Annotated in this window: 19 protein-coding genes; 10 read left to right on the top strand and 9 right to left on the bottom strand. The window is 56.4% G+C overall.

The window, feature by feature from the left end; translation table 11 throughout:
- Positions 1-100: 100 nt before the first annotated feature.
- Entirely contained in the window at positions 101-613 is a 513-nt protein-coding gene (locus EE949_RS08785) for a dihydrofolate reductase (RefSeq protein WP_122663933.1), read from the bottom strand.
- A 107-nt stretch (positions 614-720) separates the two neighbouring features.
- Between EE949_RS08785 and EE949_RS08780 the strand changes: the two genes are divergently transcribed.
- From EE949_RS08780 to EE949_RS08770, 3 genes are all read left to right on the top strand, one after another.
- The gene (locus EE949_RS08780) at positions 721-2,100 is read left to right on the top strand and encodes a DUF2868 domain-containing protein (RefSeq protein ID WP_122663932.1); all 1,380 of its coding nucleotides are present in this window, start codon (positions 721-723) and stop codon (positions 2,098-2,100) included.
- Positions 2,093-3,481: a GTPase/DUF3482 domain-containing protein gene (locus EE949_RS08775; RefSeq protein WP_122663931.1), complete on the top strand. Its 1,389-nt coding sequence runs from the start codon at positions 2,093-2,095 to the stop codon at positions 3,479-3,481. Before EE949_RS08780 ends, EE949_RS08775 begins: the two co-directional genes overlap by 8 nt.
- 316 nt (positions 3,482-3,797) lie before the next feature.
- Entirely contained in the window at positions 3,798-4,253 is a 456-nt protein-coding gene (locus EE949_RS08770) for a YkgJ family cysteine cluster protein (RefSeq protein WP_122663930.1), read from the top strand.
- Positions 4,254-4,502: 249 nt separating this feature from the next.
- Here EE949_RS08770 and typA read toward each other — a convergent pair whose 3' ends face one another.
- Positions 4,503-6,323 carry a translational GTPase TypA gene (gene typA / locus EE949_RS08765; protein ID WP_095100978.1) on the bottom strand — a complete coding sequence of 607 codons (1,821 nt, stop codon included), beginning with the start codon at positions 6,321-6,323 and terminating at the stop codon, positions 4,503-4,505.
- A gap of 144 nt (positions 6,324-6,467) precedes the next feature.
- Positions 6,468-7,922, bottom strand: a complete 1,455-nt coding sequence (thiI, locus tag EE949_RS08760; protein WP_122663929.1) for a tRNA uracil 4-sulfurtransferase ThiI — start codon at positions 7,920-7,922, stop codon at positions 6,468-6,470.
- Positions 7,923-8,256: 334 nt separating this feature from the next.
- Here thiI and glnA point away from each other — a divergent pair, with 334 nt between their 5' ends.
- The 7 genes from glnA to EE949_RS08720 all read left to right on the top strand — a co-directional run bounded on the left by glnA (position 8,257) and on the right by EE949_RS08720 (position 15,661).
- Positions 8,257-9,663, top strand: coding sequence for a glutamate--ammonia ligase (gene glnA / locus EE949_RS08750; RefSeq protein WP_122663928.1), 1,407 nt, complete (start codon positions 8,257-8,259; stop codon positions 9,661-9,663).
- A 212-nt stretch (positions 9,664-9,875) separates the two neighbouring features.
- A complete protein-coding gene (locus EE949_RS08745) occupies positions 9,876-10,436 on the top strand; it encodes a chorismate mutase (RefSeq protein WP_122663927.1) in 561 nt (186 codons plus the stop codon).
- Positions 10,437-10,514: 78 nt separating this feature from the next.
- Complete coding sequence (locus EE949_RS08740; RefSeq protein WP_122663926.1) at positions 10,515-11,039, top strand: DUF4124 domain-containing protein; 525 nt, start codon at positions 10,515-10,517, stop codon at positions 11,037-11,039.
- Complete coding sequence (locus tag EE949_RS08735) at positions 11,023-11,670, top strand: DUF4124 domain-containing protein (RefSeq protein WP_122663925.1); 648 nt, start codon at positions 11,023-11,025, stop codon at positions 11,668-11,670. Before EE949_RS08740 ends, EE949_RS08735 begins: the two co-directional genes overlap by 17 nt.
- A 324-nt stretch (positions 11,671-11,994) precedes the next feature.
- The gene (gene glnL, locus EE949_RS08730) at positions 11,995-13,080 is read left to right on the top strand and encodes a nitrogen regulation protein NR(II) (protein ID WP_027902132.1); all 1,086 of its coding nucleotides are present in this window, start codon (positions 11,995-11,997) and stop codon (positions 13,078-13,080) included.
- The gene (gene ntrC, locus EE949_RS08725; protein WP_027902131.1) at positions 13,077-14,513 is read left to right on the top strand and encodes a nitrogen regulation protein NR(I); all 1,437 of its coding nucleotides are present in this window, start codon (positions 13,077-13,079) and stop codon (positions 14,511-14,513) included. Before glnL ends, ntrC begins: the two co-directional genes overlap by 4 nt.
- Positions 14,514-14,917: 404 nt before the next feature.
- Positions 14,918-15,661: an SDR family oxidoreductase gene (locus EE949_RS08720; protein WP_122663924.1), complete on the top strand. Its 744-nt coding sequence runs from the start codon at positions 14,918-14,920 to the stop codon at positions 15,659-15,661.
- 288 nt (positions 15,662-15,949) lie between these two features.
- Here the strand turns inward: EE949_RS08720 and betT are convergent, their stop codons facing one another.
- From betT to EE949_RS08690, 6 genes are all read right to left on the bottom strand, one after another.
- The gene (betT, locus tag EE949_RS08715; protein WP_206335698.1) at positions 15,950-17,905 is read right to left on the bottom strand and encodes a choline transporter BetT; all 1,956 of its coding nucleotides are present in this window, start codon (positions 17,903-17,905) and stop codon (positions 15,950-15,952) included.
- 292 nt (positions 17,906-18,197) lie between these two features.
- Positions 18,198-18,878 (bottom strand): hypothetical protein, encoded by a 681-nt coding sequence (locus tag EE949_RS08710; RefSeq protein ID WP_122663922.1) that lies wholly within the window; start codon positions 18,876-18,878, stop codon positions 18,198-18,200.
- Between the two features lie 86 nt (positions 18,879-18,964).
- Positions 18,965-19,699, bottom strand: coding sequence for a hypothetical protein (locus tag EE949_RS08705; protein ID WP_122663921.1), 735 nt, complete (start codon positions 19,697-19,699; stop codon positions 18,965-18,967).
- Positions 19,700-19,864: 165 nt separating this feature from the next.
- Positions 19,865-23,245, bottom strand: coding sequence for a toxin VasX (locus tag EE949_RS08700; protein ID WP_122663920.1), 3,381 nt, complete (start codon positions 23,243-23,245; stop codon positions 19,865-19,867).
- Positions 23,238-24,113, bottom strand: coding sequence for a DUF4123 domain-containing protein (locus EE949_RS08695; protein WP_122663919.1), 876 nt, complete (start codon positions 24,111-24,113; stop codon positions 23,238-23,240). Before EE949_RS08695 ends, EE949_RS08700 begins: the two co-directional genes overlap by 8 nt.
- The coding region (locus tag EE949_RS08690; protein ID WP_430735970.1) for a bacteriophage T4 gp5 trimerisation domain-containing protein at positions 24,110-24,765 on the bottom strand (656 nt) is incomplete at its 5' end. The genes EE949_RS08690 and EE949_RS08695, both read right to left, overlap by 4 nt.

Here is a 24,765-nt window from a genome sequence, read left to right as displayed (position 1 = left end):
ATTCATTCGCGAAGGGGCCGGTGCAGACGCTGAATTTATCTCGGCTGAAATACCCCTTCCCGGATGAATCCGGTCCCACAACTCCGCAGTCAACCGGAAATTAGTGCCGCTCCCAAACCTCAAAGCTATACGCAGGCTTGTCATCTGCCGCCGGGTTCAACACCTCGGACACCAACGCCCATTCGGCCAGATCAAACTCCGGAAACCACGCATCGCCTTCGGGGCTCAACGCCACACGGGTCAGGTACAAGCGATCTGCCTGAGCCAGACCCTGTGCATATAACTGCGCACCGCCGATCAGCATCACTTCCGCAACGCCCTGCTCCAGGGCCCATTCTTCAGCGCGAGTGACAGCAGACTCCAGCGAAGTGAACACTTCAGCGCCCTCCAGTTGCAGATCCGCCTGGCGCGTGACCACCAGATTCAAGCGTCCCGGCAGCGGCCGGCCCAATGAATCCCAGGTCTTGCGGCCCATGATGATCGGCTTGCCCAGGGTCGTGGCCTTGAAATATTTGAAATCCCCCGGCAAGTGCCAGGGCATGGAATTGTCGACGCCAATCACTCGGTTCTCACCAAGGGCGGCAATCAGGCTGAGCGGAAGTTGATTTTTCATGGCGGCGAGAATAACAGACGCTGACACTGAATTCGTAGCGGCCGATTTGCTCGAATACAGGGCGCAGAGGTTATGCTCTTTTACTGATTCATTCGACGAGACGCTGTGTGACTGCTCTGACTCCCCTCGATACTCTATGGCTGACTGAAGCCGTGCGTCTGCGCGAAGAACAGGCCGGCCCGCTGGAAGACCTTGAAGCCAACCGTCGCGCCCGGGCCAACGGTGGCGATCTGACTAATCGCGTGCAAAGCCGGGCCCTGTGGCTGGCCGAACGTGACGGCATGCGCGCCGCACTGCCGCACTGGAAACAAGGCGCGCGCCTGGCGCTGATCGCATTGGCTATTTTCTCGGTGCTCAGCGGCGCCGGGCTGGCATTCGCTGCAATGGGCGACGGCCAGACGCCGGTCAATGTGTTCTGGGCGCTGGGCAGCCTGCTCGGGCTGAACCTGATTATGCTGTTCAGTTGGGCGATGAGCTTCGGCGTCGCCGGACAAAACACGGCGAGCCTTGGACGTATCTGGCTATGGCTCAGCGAAAAACTCGCCCGCGATGCTCAGGCCGCCCAGCTTGCCCCTGCGCTAATTGTGCTGTTGCAGCGCAAACGCCTGAATCGATGGGTGCTAGGTGCGATGATCCATGGCTTATGGCTGCTGGCACTGGTCAGCGCGCTGGTGCTGCTATTGATGCTGATGGCAACCCGACGTTATGGCTTTGTGTGGGAAACCACTATTTTAGGCAGCGACACCTTCGTCAGCCTGACCCAGACCCTCGGCATTCTCCCGGCCATGCTGGGCTTTACTGTGCCGGACGAGTCCATGATCCGCGCCAGCGGCGACAGCGCCCTGGTTGTTGAATCAGGTCGTCAGGCCTGGGCGGCATGGCTGGTCGGCGTGCTATTGGTCTATGGCATCGTGCCGCGCCTGATCCTTGCGTTGGTCTGCGTGTGGCGCTGGCGCATGGGCCGGGCGGCTTTGAGTCTGGACCTGACCTTGCCCGGTTACAGCCAGCTTCGCGAACGCCTGATGCCCAGCAGCGAGAGACTGGGGGTCAGCGACGCTGCGCCAGAGCAACTGCATCAAGTACAGCCCAATGGCGCAGCGCAACACAGCGACGGCGCATTGTTGGTCGCTATCGAACTGGACGATGAACAGCCATGGCCGCCGTTATTGCCTGAAGGCGTGGTTGATGCAGGCATTCTCGACAGCCGGGAATCCCGACAAAAACTGCTTGATCAACTGACCCGCTTTCCGCCTGCTCGGTTGGTGATTGCCTGCGACCCTCGGCGCTCACCTGATCGCGGCAGCCTTGCACTGGTTGCCGAACTGGCTCGCTGTGCGGGCGCAACACGGGTCTGGTTATTGCCCGCCCCTGCTGGCCAGAGCCTCAACCCGCAAAGGCTCGGCGACTGGCACGCCGCACTCCAGCAACTGGAGCTGACCTGCAGCGACAGCGCGCCCCTGAACTGGCTGGAGACAGGTAATGACTGACAAGGACAACATCCGCCCACTGAAGCTGGCGGTGGTCGGCCACACCAACGTCGGCAAGACTTCGCTGCTGCGAACCCTGACTCGCGATGTGGGCTTTGGCGAGGTATCCCATCGTCCAAGCACCACACGCCATGTGGAAGGGGCACGGTTATCCGTGGACGGGCAGGCTCTGCTTGAACTGTACGACACGCCGGGCCTGGAAGACGCCATCGCGTTGCTGGACTTTCTCGAACGCCAGGACAGACCGGGCGAGCGTCTGGACGGCCCGGCGCGGCTTGCGCGGTTTCTGGAGGGCAGCGAAGCGAGGCAACGTTTCGAGCAGGAAGCCAAGGTCATGCGCCAATTACTGGCTTCGGACGCAGGTCTGTACGTGATCGACGCCCGGGAGCCGGTACTGGCCAAATATCGCGACGAACTGTCGATTCTGGCCAGCTGCGGCAAGCCGCTGCTGCCCGTCCTGAATTTTGTCAGCAGTGCAGAACACCGGGAGCCCGCATGGCGCGAGGCACTTGCACGACTGGGTCTGCATGCGCTGGTGCGCTTTGACAGTGTCGCGCCGCCGGAAGACGGCGAGCGGCGCCTTTATGAAAGTCTTGCCCTGCTGCTGGAAAACTCCCGCGGCCAACTGGAACGGCTGATTCTCGATCAGGAAGCTCAGCGCGAAGCGCGTCAGCAAAGCGCCAGTCGCTTGATCGCGCAGTTGCTTATCGACTGCGCGGCCTGCCGCCGCAGCGTTTCAACCGAATCGGGCCATGAGCAACAAGCTATCGATGAGTTGCGCAAAGCGGTGCGTCAGCGCGAACAACGCTGCGTGGAGGAGCTACTCAAGCTGTATGCGTTTCGTACCCAGGACGCAGCGGCCAGCGACCTTCCGTTACTGGACGGGCGCTGGGGTGACGACCTGTTCAACCCGGAAACCCTCAAGCAACTGGGCGTACGGGTTGGCGGCGGAATTGCGGCAGGCGCAGCAGCGGGTGCGGGAGTCGACTTGCTGGTGGGCGGACTCACCATGGGTGCGGCGGCTTTGGCTGGAGCGATTGCCGGTGGGGCATTACAGACTGCACGCAGTTACGGCGGGCGCTTGCTTGGCAAGATCAAAGGTCAGCGCGAGCTTACGGTGGACGATGCCGTACTGCGCCTGCTCGCCTTGCGTCAACGCCATTTGCTGATTGCCTTGGGCGCCAGAGGCCATGCCGCCATGGAAAGCATCCAGTTGACCACACCACAGGATAAAACCTGGCGTGAAGGCAAACTGCCCGACGCGCTGCAAAAAGCCCGCGCTCATCCGCAATGGTCGTCGCTGAATCCGGGGGCAAAGCTGAATCAGGCTGAGCGGCAGGAGCAGATAGAGGAACTGGCGAAAGTGTTGGCGCAGAGCTGATTGCTGGGGTTCCAGCGGAGGACTCTTTAATTGCCTGCACGCACAAACCCTGTGGGAGCGAATTTATTCGCGAAGGGGCCGGTACATACGCGGCCAATTCTGGGCTCCGAAATATCGCTTTCCCGAATGAATTCGGTCCCACAGGTTCATCATGAGCTTGAGATCACCGCAAACCTGCCCAGACCAAGCACCGCACACAAGGTAATCACGTCCCCAAAGCTCTATGCCCACCAGTCGCCTTGGTAATTTTTGATTACTCGATTTCCCCGGACACCGGTATCATCGCGCGCCCGATACACCCGGAACCGTATTGCTCATGAAACCGACCTTGATCGCCGCCGCAGAAATCGACCGTATCGATACCTGGGCCAAATACTCCAGCCATATGTGCGGAGGCTGCATCTCCAGCTGCTGCACGCTGCCAGTTGAAGTGAAGATCAAGGACTTGATCCGCATCGGCATCGTCGATGACTTCGAGCGCGGCGAACCGGCAAAGAACATCGCCAAGCGTTTGCAGAAGGAAGGGATTGTCGAGCGCTACAACCAGAAGTCCGAAATCTTCACCTTGCAGCGCATGAGCAATAACGACTGCCTGTATCTGGACCGCAAGAGCCGCCTGTGCACCATCTACGACAAACGTCCGGACACTTGCCGCAACCACCCCAAGGTTGGCCCGCGTCCCGGCTACTGCGCTTACAAGCCCAAGGCCGTAGTGCGTCAGGACACCGGCACGCTGAAGAACAACACCAGCACGCCATTTCCGAAGTTTTAAGATTGCCAATATGAGACGGTGGCGCTGACACTGCGCCATAACCCTACGAACACGGACATCTGTGGGAGCGAATTCATTCGCGAATGCAGTGTGTCAGTCACAGATATGCCTCAGGACTGGCCCTTTCGCGAATAAATTCGCTCCCACAGAGACCTGGGCAGCTCCGACAAAATAAGTGATCACCACACAAACAAAAACGCCCCCGACCTTGCGGTCGGGGGCGTTTTTTCAAGCCTGATTAAAAACTAATCAGTTCTTGGCTTTCTTGGCAGCGCGGGTACGCTCGCTTTCGTCCAGGATCTTCTTGCGAAGACGGATGGACTTAGGCGTTACTTCGCACAGCTCGTCGTCCTGGATGAATTCCAGAGCCTGTTCAAGGGTGAACTTGACAGGTGGAACCAGAGCGATGGTTTCGTCTTTACCCGAAGCACGCATGTTGTCGAGCTTCTTGCCTTTGGTTGGGTTGATACCCAGGTCGTTGTCGCGGCTGTTCAAGCCAACGATCTGACCGCAGTAGATCTCCTGACCGTGTTCAACGAACAGCTTGCCACGAGCCTGCAGGGTTTCCAGCGAGTAGGTCAGAGCCTTGCCGGTTTCAACCGAAACCAGAACGCCGTTCTGACGGCCCGACACATCGCCCGACTTCATGGTGTCGTAACGGTCGAAGATCGAGGTCAGGATGCCTGCACCGGAGGTGAGGGTCAGGAACTCGTTACGGAAACCGATCAGACCACGAGCAGGGATGTTGTACTCAAGGCGCACACGGCCCTTGCCATCCGGAACCATGTTGGTCAGATCGCCTTTACGCAGACCCATTTGCTCCATGATGGAACCTTGGGATTCTTCTGGCAGGTCGATGGTGACGTTTTCAAACGGTTCCTGCTTCACGCCGTCAACGACACGGATGATCACTTCCGGACGACCAACACCCATTTCGAAGCCTTCGCGACGCATGGTTTCGATCAGTACCGACAAGTGCAGCTCACCACGGCCCGAGACCTTGAACTTGTCAGCGGTGTCGCCTTCTTCAACGCGCAGAGCAACGTTGTACAGCAGCTCTTTGTCCAGACGTTCCTTGATGTTACGGGACGTCACGAACTTGCCTTCTTTACCGCAGAACGGCGAGTCGTTGACCTGGAAGGTCATCGAAACGGTAGGTTCGTCAACGGTCAACGGCACCATTGCTTCCACGTTCAGCGGGTCGCACAGGGTGTCGGAGATGAACAGCGAATCCATACCGCTGATGCAGACGATGTCGCCAGCTGCTGCTTCTTCAACGTCGATGCGGTGCAGACCGTGGTGACCCATCAGCTTCAGGATACGACCGTTACGGCGTTTGCCGTCGGCGCTGATCGCTACAACCGGGGTGTTCGGCTTGACGCGACCACGAGCGATACGGCCAACACCGATAACACCCAGGAAGCTGTTGTAGTCCAGAGCGGAGATTTGCATCTGGAACGGACCGTCACGGTCAACAGACGGCGCAGGTACGTTGTCGACGATCGACTGGTACAGCGGGGTCATGTCTTCAGCCATTTCAGCGTGGTCCAGACCGGCAATACCGTTCAGGGCCGAGGCGTAGACGACTTTGAAGTCCAGCTGTTCTTCGGTAGCACCCAGGTTGTCGAACAGGTCGAAGATCTGATCCAGAACCCAGTCCGGACGCGCGCCTGGACGGTCAACCTTGTTGATAACCACGATTGGACGCAGGCCGGCTTCGAAAGCCTTCTTGGTCACGAAACGGGTTTGCGGCATAGGGCCGTCTTGTGCGTCGACCAGCAGCAGCACGGAGTCAACCATCGACATTACGCGCTCAACTTCACCACCGAAGTCGGCGTGGCCCGGGGTGTCCACGATGTTGATGTGGTAGCCGTTCCAGTTGATGGCGGTGTTTTTCGCCAGAATGGTAATACCGCGCTCTTTCTCCTGGTCGTTGGAGTCCATCACGCGCTCGTCGTTGAGCTCGTTACGCTCCAGAGTGCCGGATTGGCGCAAGAGTTTGTCTACCAGGGTGGTTTTACCATGGTCAACGTGAGCAATGATGGCGATGTTGCGTAGATTTTCGATCACTTGTGTATCTCGATCAGAGGATTCGGTTAGCTGAATACTGCTAAACAGCTATTTATAACGTCAGAGTCGGCCAAAGCCGTTACGGCTAGACGACTGGCGTCGGGGGGCCGGTGACGCAAGCCACAGGCAAACAGCCCCGGGCACTTAGCTCGGTCTATAAACGCGCACATTGGCATACCCCTCACTGAGCAAATGGTGAGCATGCAGGCGACTCATGACGCCTTTGTCGCAATACAACAGGTACTGGCGCGTGTTATCCAGTTCCTTGAAGCGGCTGTTCAATGCATAGAACGGCAACGCCTGTACTTCAATGCCAGGCAACACCAGCGGCTGATCTTCCTGGGCGTCCGGGTGACGGATGTCGACGATGACCTGCCCTGCCAGTGCCTGACTGACTTCTTCTATCTCGATGCTCCGGCTCAGATCGTCAATCACCCGATCGATCGAAACCAGTTTGGCGTTCGCAAGCGCTCGCTCGAGAACCTCCATGTCGAACTGTTGCTCTTCGTACTCAACGCGGTTGCGCTTGGCGTTGGTCTTGGGGTTGATCGAAATCACCCCGCAATACTCAGGCATGTGTCTGGCGAAATCGGCAGTGCCAATCTCGACCGCCTGATCGACGATGTCCTGCTTGTGGCTGGTGATCAAAGGACGCAAGACCAGCTTGTCAGTCGCGGCATCAATCAACGACAGGTTCGGCAACGTCTGGCTGGCAACCTGTGAAATCGCTTCGCCGGTAACCAGCACATCGATATCAAGACGGTCAGCGATAGAGGATGCAGCGCGTAACATCATACGCTTCAAAACTACACCCATATGACTGTTATCGACTTTCTGCAGGATTTCTCCGAGAACTTCCTCGAAAGGCACGCTGACAAACAGCACACGCTGGGAGCTGCCGTACTTCTTCCAGATGAAATGTGCGACTTCCATGACGCCCAGTTCATGGGCACGCCCGCCCAGATTAAAGAAGCAGAAATGCGCCATCAGCCCGCGACGCATGACCTGATAGGCCGCCACAGTCGAATCGAAACCACCGGACATCAACACCAGGGTCTGTTCGAGGGCGCCTAACGGGTATCCGCCGACACTGTTGTGCTGGCTGTGAATCACAAACAACCGTTTGTCGCGAATTTCCATTCGCACCACGATTTCCGGCTTTTTCAGCTCGATACCGGCCGCGCCGCACTGTTTGCGCAACTGGCTGCCGACGTATTTCTCGACATCCATAGAGCTGAATGTGTGCTTGCCTGCCCGCTTGCAGCGCACTGAAAACATCTTGCCCGGCAGCAAATCGGCGTAGTGCAGTTTGCACTTGGCAACGATGTCGTCCATATCGCCCAGCGGGTATTCGGCCACCTGAAGAAAATTGGCGATGCCCGGCATGCAGCTCAGGCGGTCGGTCATGTCCTGCAGGACCTTGGCGTCAGTCAGTTTCGTCTGAACCTCGAGGTTGTCCCACGACCCGTCCACCACCAGTACCGGGTCCAGATCACGGAGCACGATGCGGATGTTCTTGGCCAGCTGGCGGATGAATTGCTTACGCACCGGCGGGCTTTTGATGATGATCTCGGGGAAGACTTTTACGATTAGTTTCATGAAAACAGCGCGCGAGGTGCCAGCCGAAAAAGAGGGGGCGGGATTATAGCGGAAATTGCTCAAGGTTTAACCAGTTATCGTGCAACCAATCATCAGCGCACCAAAAAAGACCCGACCCGCAATATCGAGCATCATTGTGGTGCGCTAATTTTTCAAATAATCGAATTTATGCCTGAAAATGCGAGCGTTTCGGGCACAAAACCCATCTCGGGGCACTGGCATGCAATTTGCTCCCTTGTGAGGCAGGTTGCCTTGGCAGAGTATCTGCGCCGGCATCACCCAAATTCTAAGGGCCCAAACCATTAAATAGGCCCGAAGCCACCCGGAGGACACCATGTCGAAGTCGGTTCAACTTATCAAAGATCATGACGTTAAGTGGATTGATCTGCGCTTCACGGACACTAAAGGTACACAGCACCACGTGACCATGCCGGCTCGCGATGCTCTGGAAGACGACTTCTTCGAAGTCGGCAAGATGTTCGACGGCTCCTCCATCTCTGGCTGGAAAGGCATCGAAGCCTCCGACATGATCCTGCTGCCGGACGACGAAACCGCCGTTCTCGATCCGTTCACCGAAGACCCAACGCTGATCCTGGTTTGCGACATCATCGAACCTTCGACCATGCAAGGTTACGATCGCGACCCACGTGCAATCGCCCACCGCGCTGAGGAATACCTCAAGTCGACCGGTATCGGTGACACCGTATTCGCCGGTCCAGAGCCAGAGTTCTTCATCTTCGACGAAGTGAAGTTCAAGTCCGACATCTCCGGCTCCATGTTCAAAATCTACTCCGAACAAGGTTCGTGGATGTCCGATCAGGACATCGAAGGCGGCAACAAAGGCCACCGTCCAGGTATCAAAGGTGGCTACTTCCCGGTTCCGCCATTCGACCATGACCACGAAATCCGCACCGCAATGTGCAACGCTCTGGAAGAAATGGGCCAGACCGTAGAAGTTCACCACCACGAAGTGGCCACTGCTGGTCAGAACGAAATCGGCGTGAAATTCAACACGCTGGTTAAAAAGGCTGACGAAGTTCAGACCCTGAAATACGTTGTTCACAACGTTGCTGACGCTTATGGCCGCACCGCTACCTTCATGCCTAAGCCTCTGTACGGCGATAACGGTTCGGGTATGCACGTTCACATGTCCATCTCCAAAGATGGCAAGAACACCTTCGCAGGCGAAGGCTATGCCGGCCTGTCCGACACCGCTCTGTACTTCATCGGCGGCATCATCAAGCACGGTAAGGCACTGAACGGCTTCACCAACCCTGCTACCAACTCCTACAAGCGTCTGGTTCCAGGCTTCGAAGCTCCAGTAATGCTGGCGTACTCGGCTCGTAACCGTTCCGCGTCGATCCGTATTCCTTACGTCAACAGCCCTAAAGGCCGTCGTATCGAAGCTCGCTTCCCGGATCCAGCTGCCAACCCGTACCTGGCTTTCGCAGCACTGCTGATGGCCGGCCTGGACGGTATCCAGAACAAGATCCACCCTGGCGATGCTGCTGACAAAAACCTGTATGACCTGCCGCCTGAAGAGGCCAAAGAGATCCCACAAGTTTGCGGCAGCCTGAAAGAAGCCCTGGAAGAGCTGGACAAAGGTCGTGCGTTCCTGACCAAAGGCGGCGTTTTCAGCGACGACTTCATCGACGCTTACATCGCTCTGAAAAGCGAAGAAGAAATCAAAGTACGCACCTTCGTACACCCACTGGAATACGAGCTGTACTACAGCTGCTAATCCAGTCGCGTCAGGCATTCTGACGCACTAAAGAGGCCTCCTTCGGGAGGCCTTTTTTATGGGCGGGATTTAATAGGCGATATCTATTTGTTGCCACGCACGCCGCCAGCAGGTGCATGCTGTCGATTCGCGAACACCGCCCCCTGTAGGTGCTCGTGCGCTCCTACAGGTTCAGCATCAATGCTCCGATTAATTTGAGAGAAAAAAGAGATATGTCCAATCCAGCATGCTTGCTTTTTCTCTGCGCTGCGCTCACCAGCCTGACCGCCTGCGCGGGCACACCCGTGACTTCGCCCGCACCGCTTGCACCTTTACTGACAACGATCAGCGAACGCCTTGCCATCGCAGACCAGGTCGCGCTGACCAAATGGGACAGTGGGAAACCGATACAGGACAGCCCTCGCGAAGCACAGGTCATCGCAGCCGCCGCAAAGCTCGCACCGACATACAACCTGGATGCGCAGGAAGTCAGCCAATTCCTCGCCGCACAAATTGAAGCGAACAAGCTGGTGCAGTATGCACTGCTCGCCCGGTGGCACGAAGCGGGTAAGGCGCCAGACACGCCAAGACCAGATCTGGTCGGGCAAATTCGGCCCCAGCTGGATCAACTGCAAACGCGATTGCTGCGCGAATACTCAGCCTTTGCGATGTACCGTCAGGACCCACAATGCCCGAACTGGGTGATTCAACAGTCCCGACTACAAGCGAAAGATCCGATTCATGACCTGGCGCTTACGCGAGCAGTCGGCGAGTTGTGCGTGACAGGTAAATGATCATCAACCGCTTCAGCTGATTTATGTTCTATGCTGCGCGCAACCCACCGCTACCCGCAGCCAAGCCATGGAGCCCGCATGCGCCTAAGCCTCATCTGTCTGCTGCTGTTGATCGCCTTGCCCGCAGCGGCGCAGATTTACAAATACACCGACGCCAACGGTAATGCTGCGTTCAGCAATACGCCGCCCGATGGCGTCAAGGCTCAGGTCGTGGAGCTGCCGCCACTCAACAGCGTCGACACCCAGAAAATGGCTACCCCGGTAGCACCCCCGCAAAACCCGCCACCCTCAGCACAGACACAAGTGGCCTACCCGACGCTGGCGCTGACCGACTTGCCCGCTGATGAAGCACTGCGCGCCAACAACGGTACGTTTACCGTCGGGGTCGCTATCCAGCCAAGACTGCTTCCGGGGCACTTGCTGCAATTACTGGTGGATGGAAATCTCTATGGTCAGCCAGGGAATGTGCCGCGCCTGCAAGTCGTCAACATTGATCGTGGCGAACACAGCTTTGCCGTAGTGGTGCTGGATAAAGGCCGCATCATCCAGCAGAGTCCAACCATCACACTGACGGTGCAGCGCGTTCATGTCGGCAAACCTTAAATCACGGACATGGGTCTGCGCACTGTTGGGCTTACTGATCACGCTGCCTGCTCCGGTGCTGGCAGATGTCTATACCTACACGGATGCGCAGGGTAATAAAGTCTTCACGGACCAGCCTCACAAGAACGCCAAACGCGTCGAGATTCTGCCCAGCAACAGCACCAGCGGCTCGCCGCCACCGCGCACCGTGCAAAAAAGTACACCCACCAGAGACAAGCCCCGGCCGATGTTTCGTTACGACCTGCTTCGGGTTCTCGTGCCAGAACCGGACGCGACCGTACGCAGTACAGAAGGGGAGATGATTGCCACCATCACCAGCGATCCCGCGTTGCAGCCAGGTCATACCTACCAGCTTTTGCTGGATGGCAAGCCAGTCGCCCAAGCCGGGCGTAGCCCTGTTTTCCCGCTGAAGAACATCGACAGGGGCACGCATCAGATCGCTGCGCAGATTCTCGACGATAAAGGCCGAGTGCTGGAAAAGACGCCCAATCAACCCTTCCACATGCAACGTATTTCACTGGCCCAGAAACGTCTGGCCAACCCCTGCGAAACCGCCGAGTACGGCGTGCGCCCTGAGTGCCCCCTCAAAGACAAACCCAAAGAAAAAAGCAGCATTCTGCCTTTCTTTTGATAGAGCACCTCTCTCCAAAACATCAAAGCCCTATATTGGTGCAAGATATTGCAAGCAAGTCGGCCGGGAACCCCATTTTGGTTCGAAAACGATACCCTTCGATGAACCAATCAAACGCACTGTCCAAAAAAAGCCCGGTTTTGCAGTTTAAACGCTTCTTTTCGGAGCCTTGGTTTGGTTTTTGCAACTTGGCTATAACAGCACCCTATCTGCACTGGATACAAATGTATCAGTGGCGTTACCCACGCTGGAGAAGACCAACCAGCGCCTGCGATTCGAGGCTCACCTGGAATCGCAATGAGCCAAAAGAGGTCAAAGACTTTAATGACTATCAGCGACGCGCTGCACCGTTTGTTACTCGATAACCTGACCACTGCCACCATTCTGCTCAACGCCGATCTGCGCCTTGAGTACATGAACCCGGCAGCGGAAATGCTGCTGGCCATCAGCGGTCAGCGCAGCCATGGGCAATTCATCAGCGAGCTCTTCACTGAATCTGCAGAAGCGTTGAGCTCTCTGCGCCAGGCGGTAGAACAAGCGCACCCTTTCACCAAGCGTGAGGCCATGCTCACAGCCTTGACCGGCCAGACCCTGACGGTCGACTACGCCGTGACGCCCATCCTCAGCCAAGGCGAAACCTTGCTGCTGCTAGAGGTCCATCCACGGGACCGCCTGCTGCGCATCACCAAGGAAGAAGCCCAGTTGTCCAAGCAGGAAACCACCAAGATGTTGGTGCGTGGCCTGGCTCACGAAATAAAGAACCCACTTGGCGGGATTCGCGGCGCAGCGCAACTGCTGGCGCGGGAGCTGCCTGAAGAGAGCTTGAAGGACTACACCAACGTCATCATCGAGGAAGCCGACCGCCTGAGAAATCTGGTGGATCGCATGCTCGGGTCAAACAAACTGCCGTCGCTGGCCATGACTAACGTGCACGAAGTGCTTGAGCGTGTCTGCAGTCTGGTCGAAGCGGAAAGCCAAGGGTGCATCACTCTGGTGCGCGACTATGATCCAAGTATTCCCGATGTATTGATCGACCGTGAACAGATGATTCAGGCCGTGCTCAATATCGTGCGTAATGCGATGCAAGCCATCAGCAGCCAGAACGAGCTTCGCCTGGGCCGAATCAGCCTGCGTACTCGTGCGATGCGTCAGTTCACGATCGGTCATGTGCGTCACCGGCTGGTCAGCAAAATCGAAATCATCGACAACGGTCCTGGAATCCCCGCCGAGCTTCAGGAAACCATTTTCTACCCGATGGTCAGTGGCCGTCCTGACGGCACTGGACTCGGTCTTGCGATAACGCAGAACATCATTAGTCAGCACCAGGGGCTGATCGAGTGTGACAGCCATCCTGGCCACACCACCTTCTCGATCTTCCTGCCGCTGGAACAAGGAGCAGCTTCGACATGAGCCGTAGTGAAACTGTCTGGATCGTAGATGACGATCGTTCCATTCGTTGGGTTCTGGAAAAAGCCTTGCAACAAGAAGGCATGACCACACAAAGCTTCGACAGCGCCGATGGCGTGATGAGCCGCCTGGCCCGTCAGCAACCGGACGTGATTATCTCTGACATCCGCATGCCGGGCGCCAGTGGCCTGGACCTGTTGGCGCGAATCCGCGAACAACACCCGCGCCTGCCGGTCATCATCATGACCGCTCATTCAGATCTGGACAGCGCTGTTGCCTCTTACCAGGGCGGCGCGTTCGAGTACCTGCCAAAACCGTTCGACGTCGACGAAGCCGTTTCTCTGGTCAAGCGTGCCAACCTGCATGCCCAGGAACAGCAAGGCATGGACGTTGCTCCGACACTGACCCGCACCCCTGAAATCATTGGCGAAGCGCCAGCGATGCAGGAAGTGTTTCGCGCCATCGGTCGTCTCAGCCACTCCAACATCACCGTGTTGATCAACGGCGAGTCGGGCACCGGTAAAGAACTGGTTGCTCACGCCCTGCATCGTCACAGCCCACGGTCAGCCTCACCGTTCATTGCATTGAACATGGCCGCCATTCCGAAAGACTTGATGGAATCGGAACTGTTCGGCCACGAAAAAGGCGCGTTCACCGGAGCAGCAAACCTGCGTCGCGGGCGCTTTGAACAAGCGGATGGCGGCACCCTGTTCCTCGACGAAATCGGCGACATGCCTGCCGACACCCAAACGCGCTTGCTGCGTGTTCTGGCTGACGGCGAGTTCTATCGCGTGGGCGGTCACACGCCGGTCAAAGTTGACGTGCGCATCATTGCGGCGACTCACCAGAACCTGGAAACACTGGTGCAGGCTGGCAAATTCCGGGAAGACTTGTTCCACCGTCTGAACGTGATTCGCATCCACATTCCACGCATGTCGGATCGTCGTGAAGACATTCCGACCCTGGCCAAACACTTCCTCAGCCGTGCGGCTCAGGAACTGGCGGTCGAACCGAAACTGCTCAAGGCGGAAACCGAGGAATACCTCAAACACCTGCCTTGGCCGGGTAACGTGCGTCAGCTGGAAAACACCTGCCGCTGGATCACCGTCATGGCCTCTGGCCGTGAAGTGCACATCAGCGACCTGCCGCCAGAGCTGCTGAGCCTGCCGCAAGATGCAGCGCCAGTGACCAACTGGGAACAAGCGTTGCGCCAATGGGCCGATCAGGCTCTTGCCCGCGGTCAATCCAGCCTGCTGGACAGTGCCGTGCCGACCTTCGAACGCATCATGATCGAAACCGCCCTCAAGCATACCGCTGGCCGTCGTCGCGACGCCGCTGTGTTGCTGGGCTGGGGCCGTAACACCTTGACTCGCAAGATCAAGGAGCTGGGCATGAAGATCGATGGTGGTGACGATGATGAGGGCGATGAAGGCTGATCAAGCCTTTCGTTCCTCCGAAAGCCCAGCGTTGCGCGAGCAGCTCTGGGCTTTTTGCATCCACACCACTGGATACTGACCCCGATTTGATTCCGTGGGAGCCGAGCTTGCTCGCGATTGCGAGCTCACTGGGGCCCCTCCTGACTGCATTGAAACGCATGGCCCTGTAGGAGCTGCCGAAGGCTGCGAAGCATTCATCCTGGCATACCGCATTCGCAGCCTTCGGCAGCTCCTACAGGGCCATGCGTTTGCTGTTATGGACACTGGCCGCTCTCCCACAGGTCAGCATCTACTGATGCGAACGTATTTGTTCAGATTTACCGAACAATCATGCCAATTCCCGCCTGTTTATCCCCCGCGCTCAACATGTGAAAGTAACGACACATTCAGAACGGAGGTGGACCATGACTCAGAACAACCCTCGCAAAGTCGCCATTGTCACCGGAGCCTCACGCGGTATCGGCGCTGAAATCGCCAAGCGTCTATCAGCCGACGGTTTTGCCGTCGCCGTGAATTACGCCAACAGCGCAACCGAAGCCGAGACGCTGGTCGCCAGCCTCATAGCCGACGGCGGTCAGGCGATCGCCATCAAGGCCGACGTCGCCAGCACAGCCGATGTGCGCACCCTGTTTGATCTGACCGAGCAGCAATTGGGTAAAGTCGATGTGCTGGTCAACAACGCCGGCATCATGAAAACCATGCCCATCGTCGACACCAGCGACGAACTGTTCGAACAGACTTTCGCCATCAACACACGAGGCACCTTCAACACGCTACGTGAAGCCGGGGAGCGAATGAACGATGGCGGGCGGATCATCAACTTCTCCAGCTCGGCGCTGGCACTGAACATTCCCGGCTACGCGATCTACAACGCCACCAAAGCTGCGGTTGAATCATTCACTCATGTGTTCGCCAAGGAACTGCGCGGGCGCAGCATCACCGTCAATGCAGTAGCGCCCGGTCCAGTGGCTACCGAGCTGTTCCTGAATGGCAAAACTGAAGAGCAGATCAAGAACTTCGCAAACATGCCGCCGCTGCAACGCCTGGGTCAGCCAGAAGACATAGCCAATGTCGTGTCGTTTCTGGCCGGGCCAGACTCAGGCTGGGTCAACGGGCAGATCCTGCGTGCCAACGGTGGGTTGGCGTAGATCGATGTGAGCCGAGTTGCTAACTCAAACCCCTGTCGGAGATTCTATGTTGGCCTGCAAACACAAATCCGTGGGAGCGAATTTATTCGCGAAGGGCAGGTGCATCCGCAGCCTTATATAGACCGCAACACCGCCTTAACGAATGAAACCAACCTATAGGCAGCGCTTGCCAGCGATGAAAGGTGACGCGGTTTGACTGGCAACCGCGTACAGGCTTATCACGAGCAAGCTCGGCTCCCACAGAATCTACGCAACTCTGTGGGACCGAGGTTAGATGGTCTCACTGACCTAGCGCACCAAATGCAGGAACTGCATATGCCGCTCGTACTGGTCGAGGATGTCGTTGATGACCTGCTCTTTGGTGTAGCCCACCAGGTCGTAATCCTGACTGCCCTCGCTCAGGTGCACTTCGGCGCGGTAATAGCGACGATTGTTCAGCTGTTTGGAGCCCATCCCGCCACGCGCAAACGACGGCGTGAAGAAGCCCTTCATCATCACTTGATAAATGAACGGCCGCTCTTCGCCATGGCCAATTTCCAGGCTGACGCTGTCATTGGCCGGGTCAGGCTGAGTCACAACGTTCAGACCCTTCTCGGCAAACACAGCCGTAACGTCTTCGATCGCCGGACGCACAGTCTGGTCGAGGAAGCGGTACACCTCGTCTCGCGACGGATAATGCACGGCCTGGCTAAGGCGCTGACGCCAGCCACCACGTCGAGCCCCGGATGCCGGAGCCAGCGAGTACAACTGCGCGATCTGTCGCTGGGATTCCATGAAGAACGCCTTGTGCAGGCCCCACATCATCAACAGCAAAATCAGTGAGAACGGCAGCGATGTCAGCACCACTGCTGACTTCAACGCATCGATACTGCCGGAGAACAGCAGCCCGCTGGTAACTAGTGCAGTCGCCACACCCCAGAACACCCGTAGCCATTTCGGGCCGTCTTCATCCGGGTTGCCGCCTTTGGCGGATAGTGTCGAAAGCACGACGGTGCCCGAGTCCGCCGAAGTGACGAAGAACACAAAGCTGATGAACACCGTCACCGCAATAACAGTTTTGCTCCATGGATAGGTTTCCAGCAGCAAATAAAGCGTGCGTGACGGATCATCAATAGCCGACTGCCCCAGCGCGACCATGCCATGGTTGAGCACCTGATCGATGGCGCTGTTACCAAAAATAGACATCCACGCCAGGGTGAAGCCCAACGGAATCAGCAGCACACCGAACACGAACTCACGGATGGTCCGGCCACGGGAAATACGCGCAATGAACAGACCTACGAAAGGCGACCAGGCAATCCACCAGGCCCAGTAAAACACCGTCCAGCCACCCAGCCATTCGCTCGGCTCGTCGTAGGCATACACATCAAAACTCTTGGTGGTGATCGCCCCGAGGTAATCACCAATGTTTTGCACCAAAGTGTTGAGCAGGTGCTGCGTCGGGCCAGCAAACAACACAAACAGCAACAGCGCACAGGCCAGCAGCATGTTGATGTCAGACATGACACGCACGCCTTTGTCGACACCTGCGATCGCCACCAGAATCGCCGCGCCCATCATCAACGTGATCAGCCCGACTTGAATCCATTGGGTATGGGGAATATCAAACAGGTAATCCAGCCCGGAATTCAGGTGCAATACCCCAAACCCCATGTCAGCACCGAGGCCAAAAATCGTCGCGATGATGCCAAAGCCGTCAACCGCATAACCAATAGGACCATTGATGCGTTTGCCGATCAGCGGATACAGCGCCGAGCGCAGCGCCAAGGGCAAATTATGGCGATAAGCGAAGTACGCGAGCGCCATGCCCACAAACGCAAACACACCCCAGCCGTGCAAGCCCCAGTGCAGAAACAGCAACTGCATCGCCTGCCGCGCCGCCTCAGACGTACCCGCTTCGCCCTGCGGTGGCTGCAGCAAGTGCGTCAGGGGTTCCGATACACAGAAGAAGAACAACGTGATGCTGATCCCGGCAGCGAACAGCATGCCCGCCCAGGACAGATAACTGAATTCGGGTTCGTCGTGGTCGGCACCGAGCTTGATCTTGCCGTAACCAGACAAGGCGGTGACCACCACGAAGACCAGATAGATCGTCATCGCCAGCATGTAATACCAGCCGACCGTATTGGCCGCCCAGTTCTGTGCCGCCAGCAACCACTGGCCAGCGGCCTCCGGGAAGGAAATGACTGACACACCAAACAGCAAAATAACCGTCGCCGCGAAATAAAACACCGGCGGATTCATACGAACCATACCGCTGGACTGGCTAGCAGGTGCACTCATGAGCAATGCACCTCAAGGTCGTAGGAAAAGACGGCAACAAACGGATTAAGCAAGGGTAAGCCTCCTGTTATGAGCGGGCAGCGAACCACCGGTTTTAATTGAACAAGCGTTCAATTAAAACATGGAAGCCCCGCGACGGCTAATCGCGGGGCCGATGGATGCTGGCTCAAGGGAGCTTATGACGCCCGGTTCACGGGAATCGTTCCGTGGTGGGGCCGCTTGTCGGGTTGGGGAATTCGAGGTACCTGAGCGGCTACCACTTCCACTCAGCTTCGCGGAATTCAGCGTGTGGGATCACGGTCTTCAGGAAGGCAACGAAGTCATCGATTCTGGCTTTTTCGAGGTGGACTTCGAAGCCTGCCAAGGGATCGGCATGAAAGCTGGGGACGACCATTTTCCGCTTACGATCAATGAAGACGAGGTCATAGCGCGCCCAGTCAGTGGCATGGTGCTCGACGGGGTTCTCCCAATTGAGCAGCTTAACTGCCGCAGCTATGGAAATACCCGCCGGCCCCGCAGCGATCCAAATCAGGCTTGGGTCTATTGAGATCATGGAGAGGATGGCAACGAAGGCGAAGATGGCGAGGCCTTTGAAAAAGCGTCCCGCGTATTTTGGATAATATAGCTGGCAGGCCATACTTCCCCCTAACTCATTTACATGATATTCAAATACTGTCTTTTGTCTAACACCAAAGGACCAGAGATATGAGTAGATAAAAACGGAGATTATACCACCACTAGTAAGGGTCTCTCTCGCTCCATCACTAACATCCCCTTGCCACCCATAAGCAAATAAGATTATCGGAATCACAAACAGCACACCCATTCCGATATCCGCAGGCAGAGTAGGTCGTGCGTGCGCTCTTACCTTCCAGACCAGAGGAGCTTTGCGAACACAAGGCTTGCTCTTAACCCTTTTTTTCAACTTCGACATATAGCTATCCAAAATCGATACTTAAACTAGCAACTTACGACCATACCTCCCCTTCCATTGCCCCCCAAAATATGCGGACCAAAATACTAATACCCAGCATCCCCCTCTTCAAAATCCACCGTGGAAGGGGCGTAATGCTTGCAAGCTCTAATAAACTCATCAAACCGCTGCTTGGGCAAAAAAACCTCGAAATACATGTAGTTTTGTTCAAACGGAATATCGGGATGGTATCTTCGCTGAAGAACCACGAGACTTCTCTTTCGATCCGCCACTATCAACTGCACTCTCTCCCACTCAAAACTGCCGCTATCAATCTCATTCTCCCAGGCCAGCAGCTTCAAGGCAGCCGGGATGGTAATAGCGCCGACGCCGACCAAAGCAAAAATCATCATTGGCATGATTGAGATTATGGCCAGCACGGTGACCAATACAAAAACCGCAATGCCTTTGAATATCCAACCGGCGCACTTTGGAAAGTACAGCCAATAGTCAACTTCTCCACCCTTCTCAGAAATACGGTAGGAATAGAAGGTCTTTTGTCGAACGATTACAATCCACATGAAAAAAACCAGCGCCATGCCAAACGCACCTGAATTTATAAATGAGTGCCTTGTATTTTCGTTCTCATGAAAAAAAACGCCGTAGATACAAAAAATGAACGGAAATGCTCCAAGGACCGCCATTCCAACATCCATAAACATTGTCGGATGCGCATGAGCCTTTATCTCCCAGCTCATAAAGATAGCGCTCACTTCCTTCTCCAGAGATAGATCTGCTTCAACGGAAGGCTCCTGTACCTGTGCATTCTCTTTCAGACTCATCACGTGACTACCCTATCTAAAATATATCAGTGCCCGAACTGAACTCATCATATTGTGGGACTGCTTGCTAAGGGTCAGGACAACCGACGAATTTGGTGTATGACCCAGCGCTTTCGCTAGCAAGTTCGGCTACCACCCAGTGCTCACCGCTAGACGACTGAATCATTACAACGGCAAGGGAAGCAGCAAGGCGTCCGCGCGACCGCCTAAGGATTCAACCGTCAGGGAGTTTAGATTTGCACCGACCACTCGACTCTCGCTGCCATCAGTCTCTCCCTCTGGAATCAGTTCAATCTGATAGCGATAGCCTTTGTCGCCCTCTCGGATGGGCAAAGTTTGTGCTGAGTACCAAACTTGTAGTTCCAGGTACTGCGCACTTTCAGTGAGCGGAACCCAAGTTTGCCAAATAACATCTTCGTCCGCTGGAGGCGAGATTTTTTGCGGCGGCTCGTTGAAGCGGGTCTGAGTTTTGAGCAGCGAAACTCTTCGCCACTGAGCAACGGCCTCAACTGTGCCATAGCCACTGAAACAGTCCTTCAAGCTGTCGCCTAGTCTCTCTACCGGAAAGCCAGGAAACGGTCGGCCGGTTGCAGTCAAATTCACATGCGCCAACTCGCCTCGAATGGCGCCGGGCAATCGCAACTGCACCCAGGCGCCGTTTTGGGTCTCAGTTGGTAGATAACCAATATCAGGGAAGTAATGTTGGCTGGCATGGAATGTTGGCTTTATGAAAAGCGCCGGAGCAAGTTGAATTTCAAGGAACGTTTGATTCTCCTCATCTTTGCTCTCAAAGCACTCATCCGGGTAGCGAGACCAGTGACATTTGCGAAGCCAGTGTCCCACGACATCTCGCTTCAAATAGTTGAGCGTCAGAGTTGATAACAGGTACACCAACCCAATCAATGCTGTGATACCAAAGAACCAAGGACTCATGACCAAGGCAGCTAGTGTTCCGTTACCCACTAATGCCGCAATGCCAGCTAACAACTGAGCCCCACCCACCATTGCAAATCCAAGGACAGAGATCTTCTTTATATTCATTACATCTTTATCCAACGCTGAGTCCGTATTCAGGTAATCATCATCGATATCCCACCACTCCAAAGACGCAGCTATCACAGCAAACCCGCCTAACCCAACCAACCTCGTACCAAATCCTTTTATCAATTTCCCCCAGTCGGATTTACCCGCTCGAGTCCAGTGAGCTGCAGACTTCTGGGTAATTTTGATGGGTTTCGAGTCGCTACCAAAAATCTCCAGCCCCTTCATCGCCCCCCACCCAGTCTCGACAAACACAGCCATCAACGCATTCCCGGTATAGGCCGCAGCCGACGCTACCTTCGCCCAATCCTTCTTGCTCAACTCACCATCCCGGCTGGCCGTCTCGTAAGTAACGAAGGTGTTAAGCAGGTTGATGGCCGCAATACCCCAAGTGATAGCGCCAGCGTTAAGACCGTGTTCGGCGCTCCAGGCTTTGGCCTGTTTGCTCCATGCCTGGGTGAGCTGGCCGTGTGCGGCGAAGAAGTTCACGATCTTGGACTGCATGACTTGACCGTAGCGCTTGCCGCGATAGTCGAACAGCAACGGCTCGTTGAGCCTCTGCCGTGTCAATTGGTGCTGGATGTTTTGCATGATCGACGCGAGAGCACGGCGGTCGTATTGTTTGGCTTGGTAGAGCCAGCGATATTGAGCGGTTTTGTAAAGATCACGCCCCTTTTTGAGCTCAGCCTCCCAGGCCGCGTGTTGTTTGATGAAAGCCTCGTCGATCTGCAGTTTCTCGGGGTGGTTGAGCAGCACATGGCCCATGAGCAGGTTGCGCAGTATCAAGGCAGCGTTTTGATTGATGGCACCGCCGGCCAGACGACTGTCGACCGGGAAGAACGCCAGCTGGATGTTTTCCAGGGTCGCCTTTCCTGCACCTTTGGCGAGATCGACCAAGGCATTCAGGGTCATTTGCGCCGGTTCGCTCAGCGCCTTGATCCAGGGTTTTTCTGCCAAGGCATCGTGGGTGAGAAATCCGTTCAGTTCCCCTGCCCGCCCTACCAATGCCGTGACATCGGAAATGCCCTGCATCACGCGATTGGCTTCATTGGTCATGGCATCTTTGATCAGATGGGAGAAGCCGAAACGAGCATGGCCAAACAGGGTTTTGCTGTTCTCTTCTTCCTCTTGCAGCCAGCGAGAAAAGCCAAGGTCCTGACTCAGGTTGCATAACAGGTCGGATACAACATCCAGCAAACACAGCAGCGAGGTTGAATGAGTGGTGTCAATGAACAGCCGAATCGGATCGGTGCCGATATAGGCGACTAATGCCTTGATGTCATTCTGGGTTTCAATGACGTGCGCACGAAGGGTCTTCAGTTGCGCATTCCGGGTGTCGGAGTATTCCCGCGCCGCTTGCAGGTCGACCTCGCGACGCCACTTGCTGCGGTCCTGCCAGCTTTTGCGCAAATCGGGATTCGGCAAACTGCCGTAATTAGCCTTGAGCTCATCGCCCAAGGCTGCAGAGGGCAACTCAATAAGCCCCAAAACCTGACCATCAGCACTTTGCTTGAGGTCATCCTCCACCTGAAGCTGCTCAAAGTATGCTTCCACATCCCGGATGTACTGCCGGGTTTTCGTTTCATCCTTCAATACCGAAGCAGGCAGCAGAGACTTGTCCCCCGCGGCACCGCATAGTTTCTCCACGACACCCGCGATATTCAGCGCGTGCTCATGCTCCAGCTGAAACTCATGAAGCGCCGCCTGATCAGTTGCAAGCTGCATACTCAGGTCTTCGAGCATTGCCAACGGATCGTCCAGCGCGATCAGTACCGAACTGAATTTATCCTCGACGCCACCGGTCCAGAGCACATCGGCGGCCAGGGCAACAGATGGATACTTGCCTTCTTCGTCTGCCACCGGAGGATGGGCTGAATCAGCAAAACGGCCGTCATGATTGACGGGATGAGGATCCACGTCTGCCACTACCCGCTTGCTCAGTCGGGTCAACGGCAGCGCATGCCAGGCGGTCATCTGTCGGCTGTAGTCGCCTAAGTCCAGTTCACGCAGCCATGAGGCACGCTTTACACCGCTGGCACTTATCAACTGGCACATGCGCCAGGTCCATTGATACGGCGAGAAGGCCATACGCAACTTGTGAGTGCGGGGATAAAGCAGGTGGCTGCGGCTTTCACCTGAGGCAGACCGGGTATCTTGCCCAGCATCGCTCCAGACAATCCGCGTCAGGCTGGCGTCCTGCGCGCTGAAACGGTACTCGTGCAGCGCTTCGTCCGTCTCGTCGTAGACATACACAAATCCATCGCGCAGCTGTCGCAAGGTGTAGTTGCGGCTTTGCAGTTTGGGAGGGCATTTCCATTTGCCCTCCGCACTCAAAGGCGTGAGCCGGCCGGGATCGACGTCATAGCGGGATCGGTCCAGCGCATAGCGCATGGGCACAATGGCGATGTCCGGACCTTTGAACGGGCAGACGCCCGGATTAGCCATGGGCCTATTGGAGAACCGAGCGTTGCGACACTGCTGAGGGTTGCCGTTTTTATCAGCCATGAGCGTTATCCTTTTGCGCATAGCGGTGCGCGTCGAAAGCTTTGATTCGTGCTTCGGGAGACAGGCGGGCGTGTTCTGGATCGAGGGTTAGCCATTTTCGGTAATGGCCATGCGGGCTAGTGGCGAAGTCCTGACCATCATCGGCGCAGGCCTCAATCCAGATAACCAGACCACGCTCACTGACAAGGCCCCACTCCAGACCTGCATTCAGACTTGAGTCCAACCAATCAGTGATCTGCGCGCCGCTCATGTCGAAAAAGAACGAAGGGTTTCGCTCACTGATCCACGCGTGAACACGCCCAAGAAATCGCCAGTGTTGGGTTCGCTCAAGAGCGAGTATTTGGTCGGGGCCCAGCAGTGCGCAGCGGTGGTCCCAAGGCGATCCGTTATGGCGTCCGCTGAATACCTGCCAGGAAGGCTGCGAACGTGATTCCCAAGCCTGCTTTGGCTTGGCTACCCACCAATGCTGGATGGGGCCCAGATGCAGGGTTTCTGACCCGGAAAAGCTCGACAGCCAAAAGTGCGCCACCAGCGGATCGGCAAAACGCAGTAAACCGCTCCCGCCGTTACAGTCAGGAGGGCTGATAAAACGTCGAAGGTGGCTGGCGACTTCCTCAATCGAGGCCTCGCAAAAAATCAGCGTTGAATCTGTCCAAAGCGCCTCATCAACGAGCCAGTTCGACAGGAGCGTACTGCCCGGCACAGGCTTGACCAGAATCGGCCCGAGGTCGTAAAGGTCTTTCCAGCGAGTCCCCAAATACAACGGGGCGATTTCAAAGATTTCATGACGCTCATAAAGGCTGACCAGCGCGCCTGGCCTTAATGCGCCGTCGATCAACAAATAATTGGCCTGGGAAGGGACGGTCATGGCTGGTCTCCCTGCGCCAGCTCTTCCGCTTTGGCGGCCTCGCAGGCCTCACAACGGGCGGGAAGAATTTCGAACTCATCACGGAGGGCTTGAACCGATACCTCCATCACCGGTGTGGAGGGACCGCCCGGAACCGCTACTCGTTTTTCGAGAGGTACGGGTGGGACCGGAACGGCAGGCATCCCCGGCAAAGGAACTCCACCCAACAGAATCGGTACGCTGGTAAAAATCCCCGCTGGCGTAATCGATATCCAATGACCACCCGCCTTGATAGTCGTACTCAGCGTGGCGTCTATGACCATGTTTTGCCCGGCGGCCAGGTGGATTTCCTGGGCCGCGCTGACCAGATGATTGGCCGCTTTGATGTGCTGATTACCGACCACCGTCAAAGAGTCATCGGCCAGCACCTGGATTTTGCGTGACCCATGAGTGAGATGGTGTTCTTCGCCATGCAGCTCATGGCTGGACAACCCGGTGACGTTGACCTTGCGCTGGTTATCCACCTGGATCGACTGATCATTAAGTACATGCTCGGACCAGTCGCGTTGGGCGCGGATGGAAATGGACTCGGCACCTTTGCGGTCTTCGATGCGCAGTTCGTTAAAACCTGCGCCGCCCGGACTGCTCTGGGTTTTGAGTACGGTCTGGGTGT

Origin of the sequence: Pseudomonas viridiflava, assembly GCF_900602065.1 — a bacterium.
Lineage (GTDB): Bacteria > Pseudomonadota > Gammaproteobacteria > Pseudomonadales > Pseudomonadaceae > Aquipseudomonas.
Note: the sequence above shows the minus strand (reverse complement) of the source record. Positions and strands in the feature narration are given on the sequence as shown.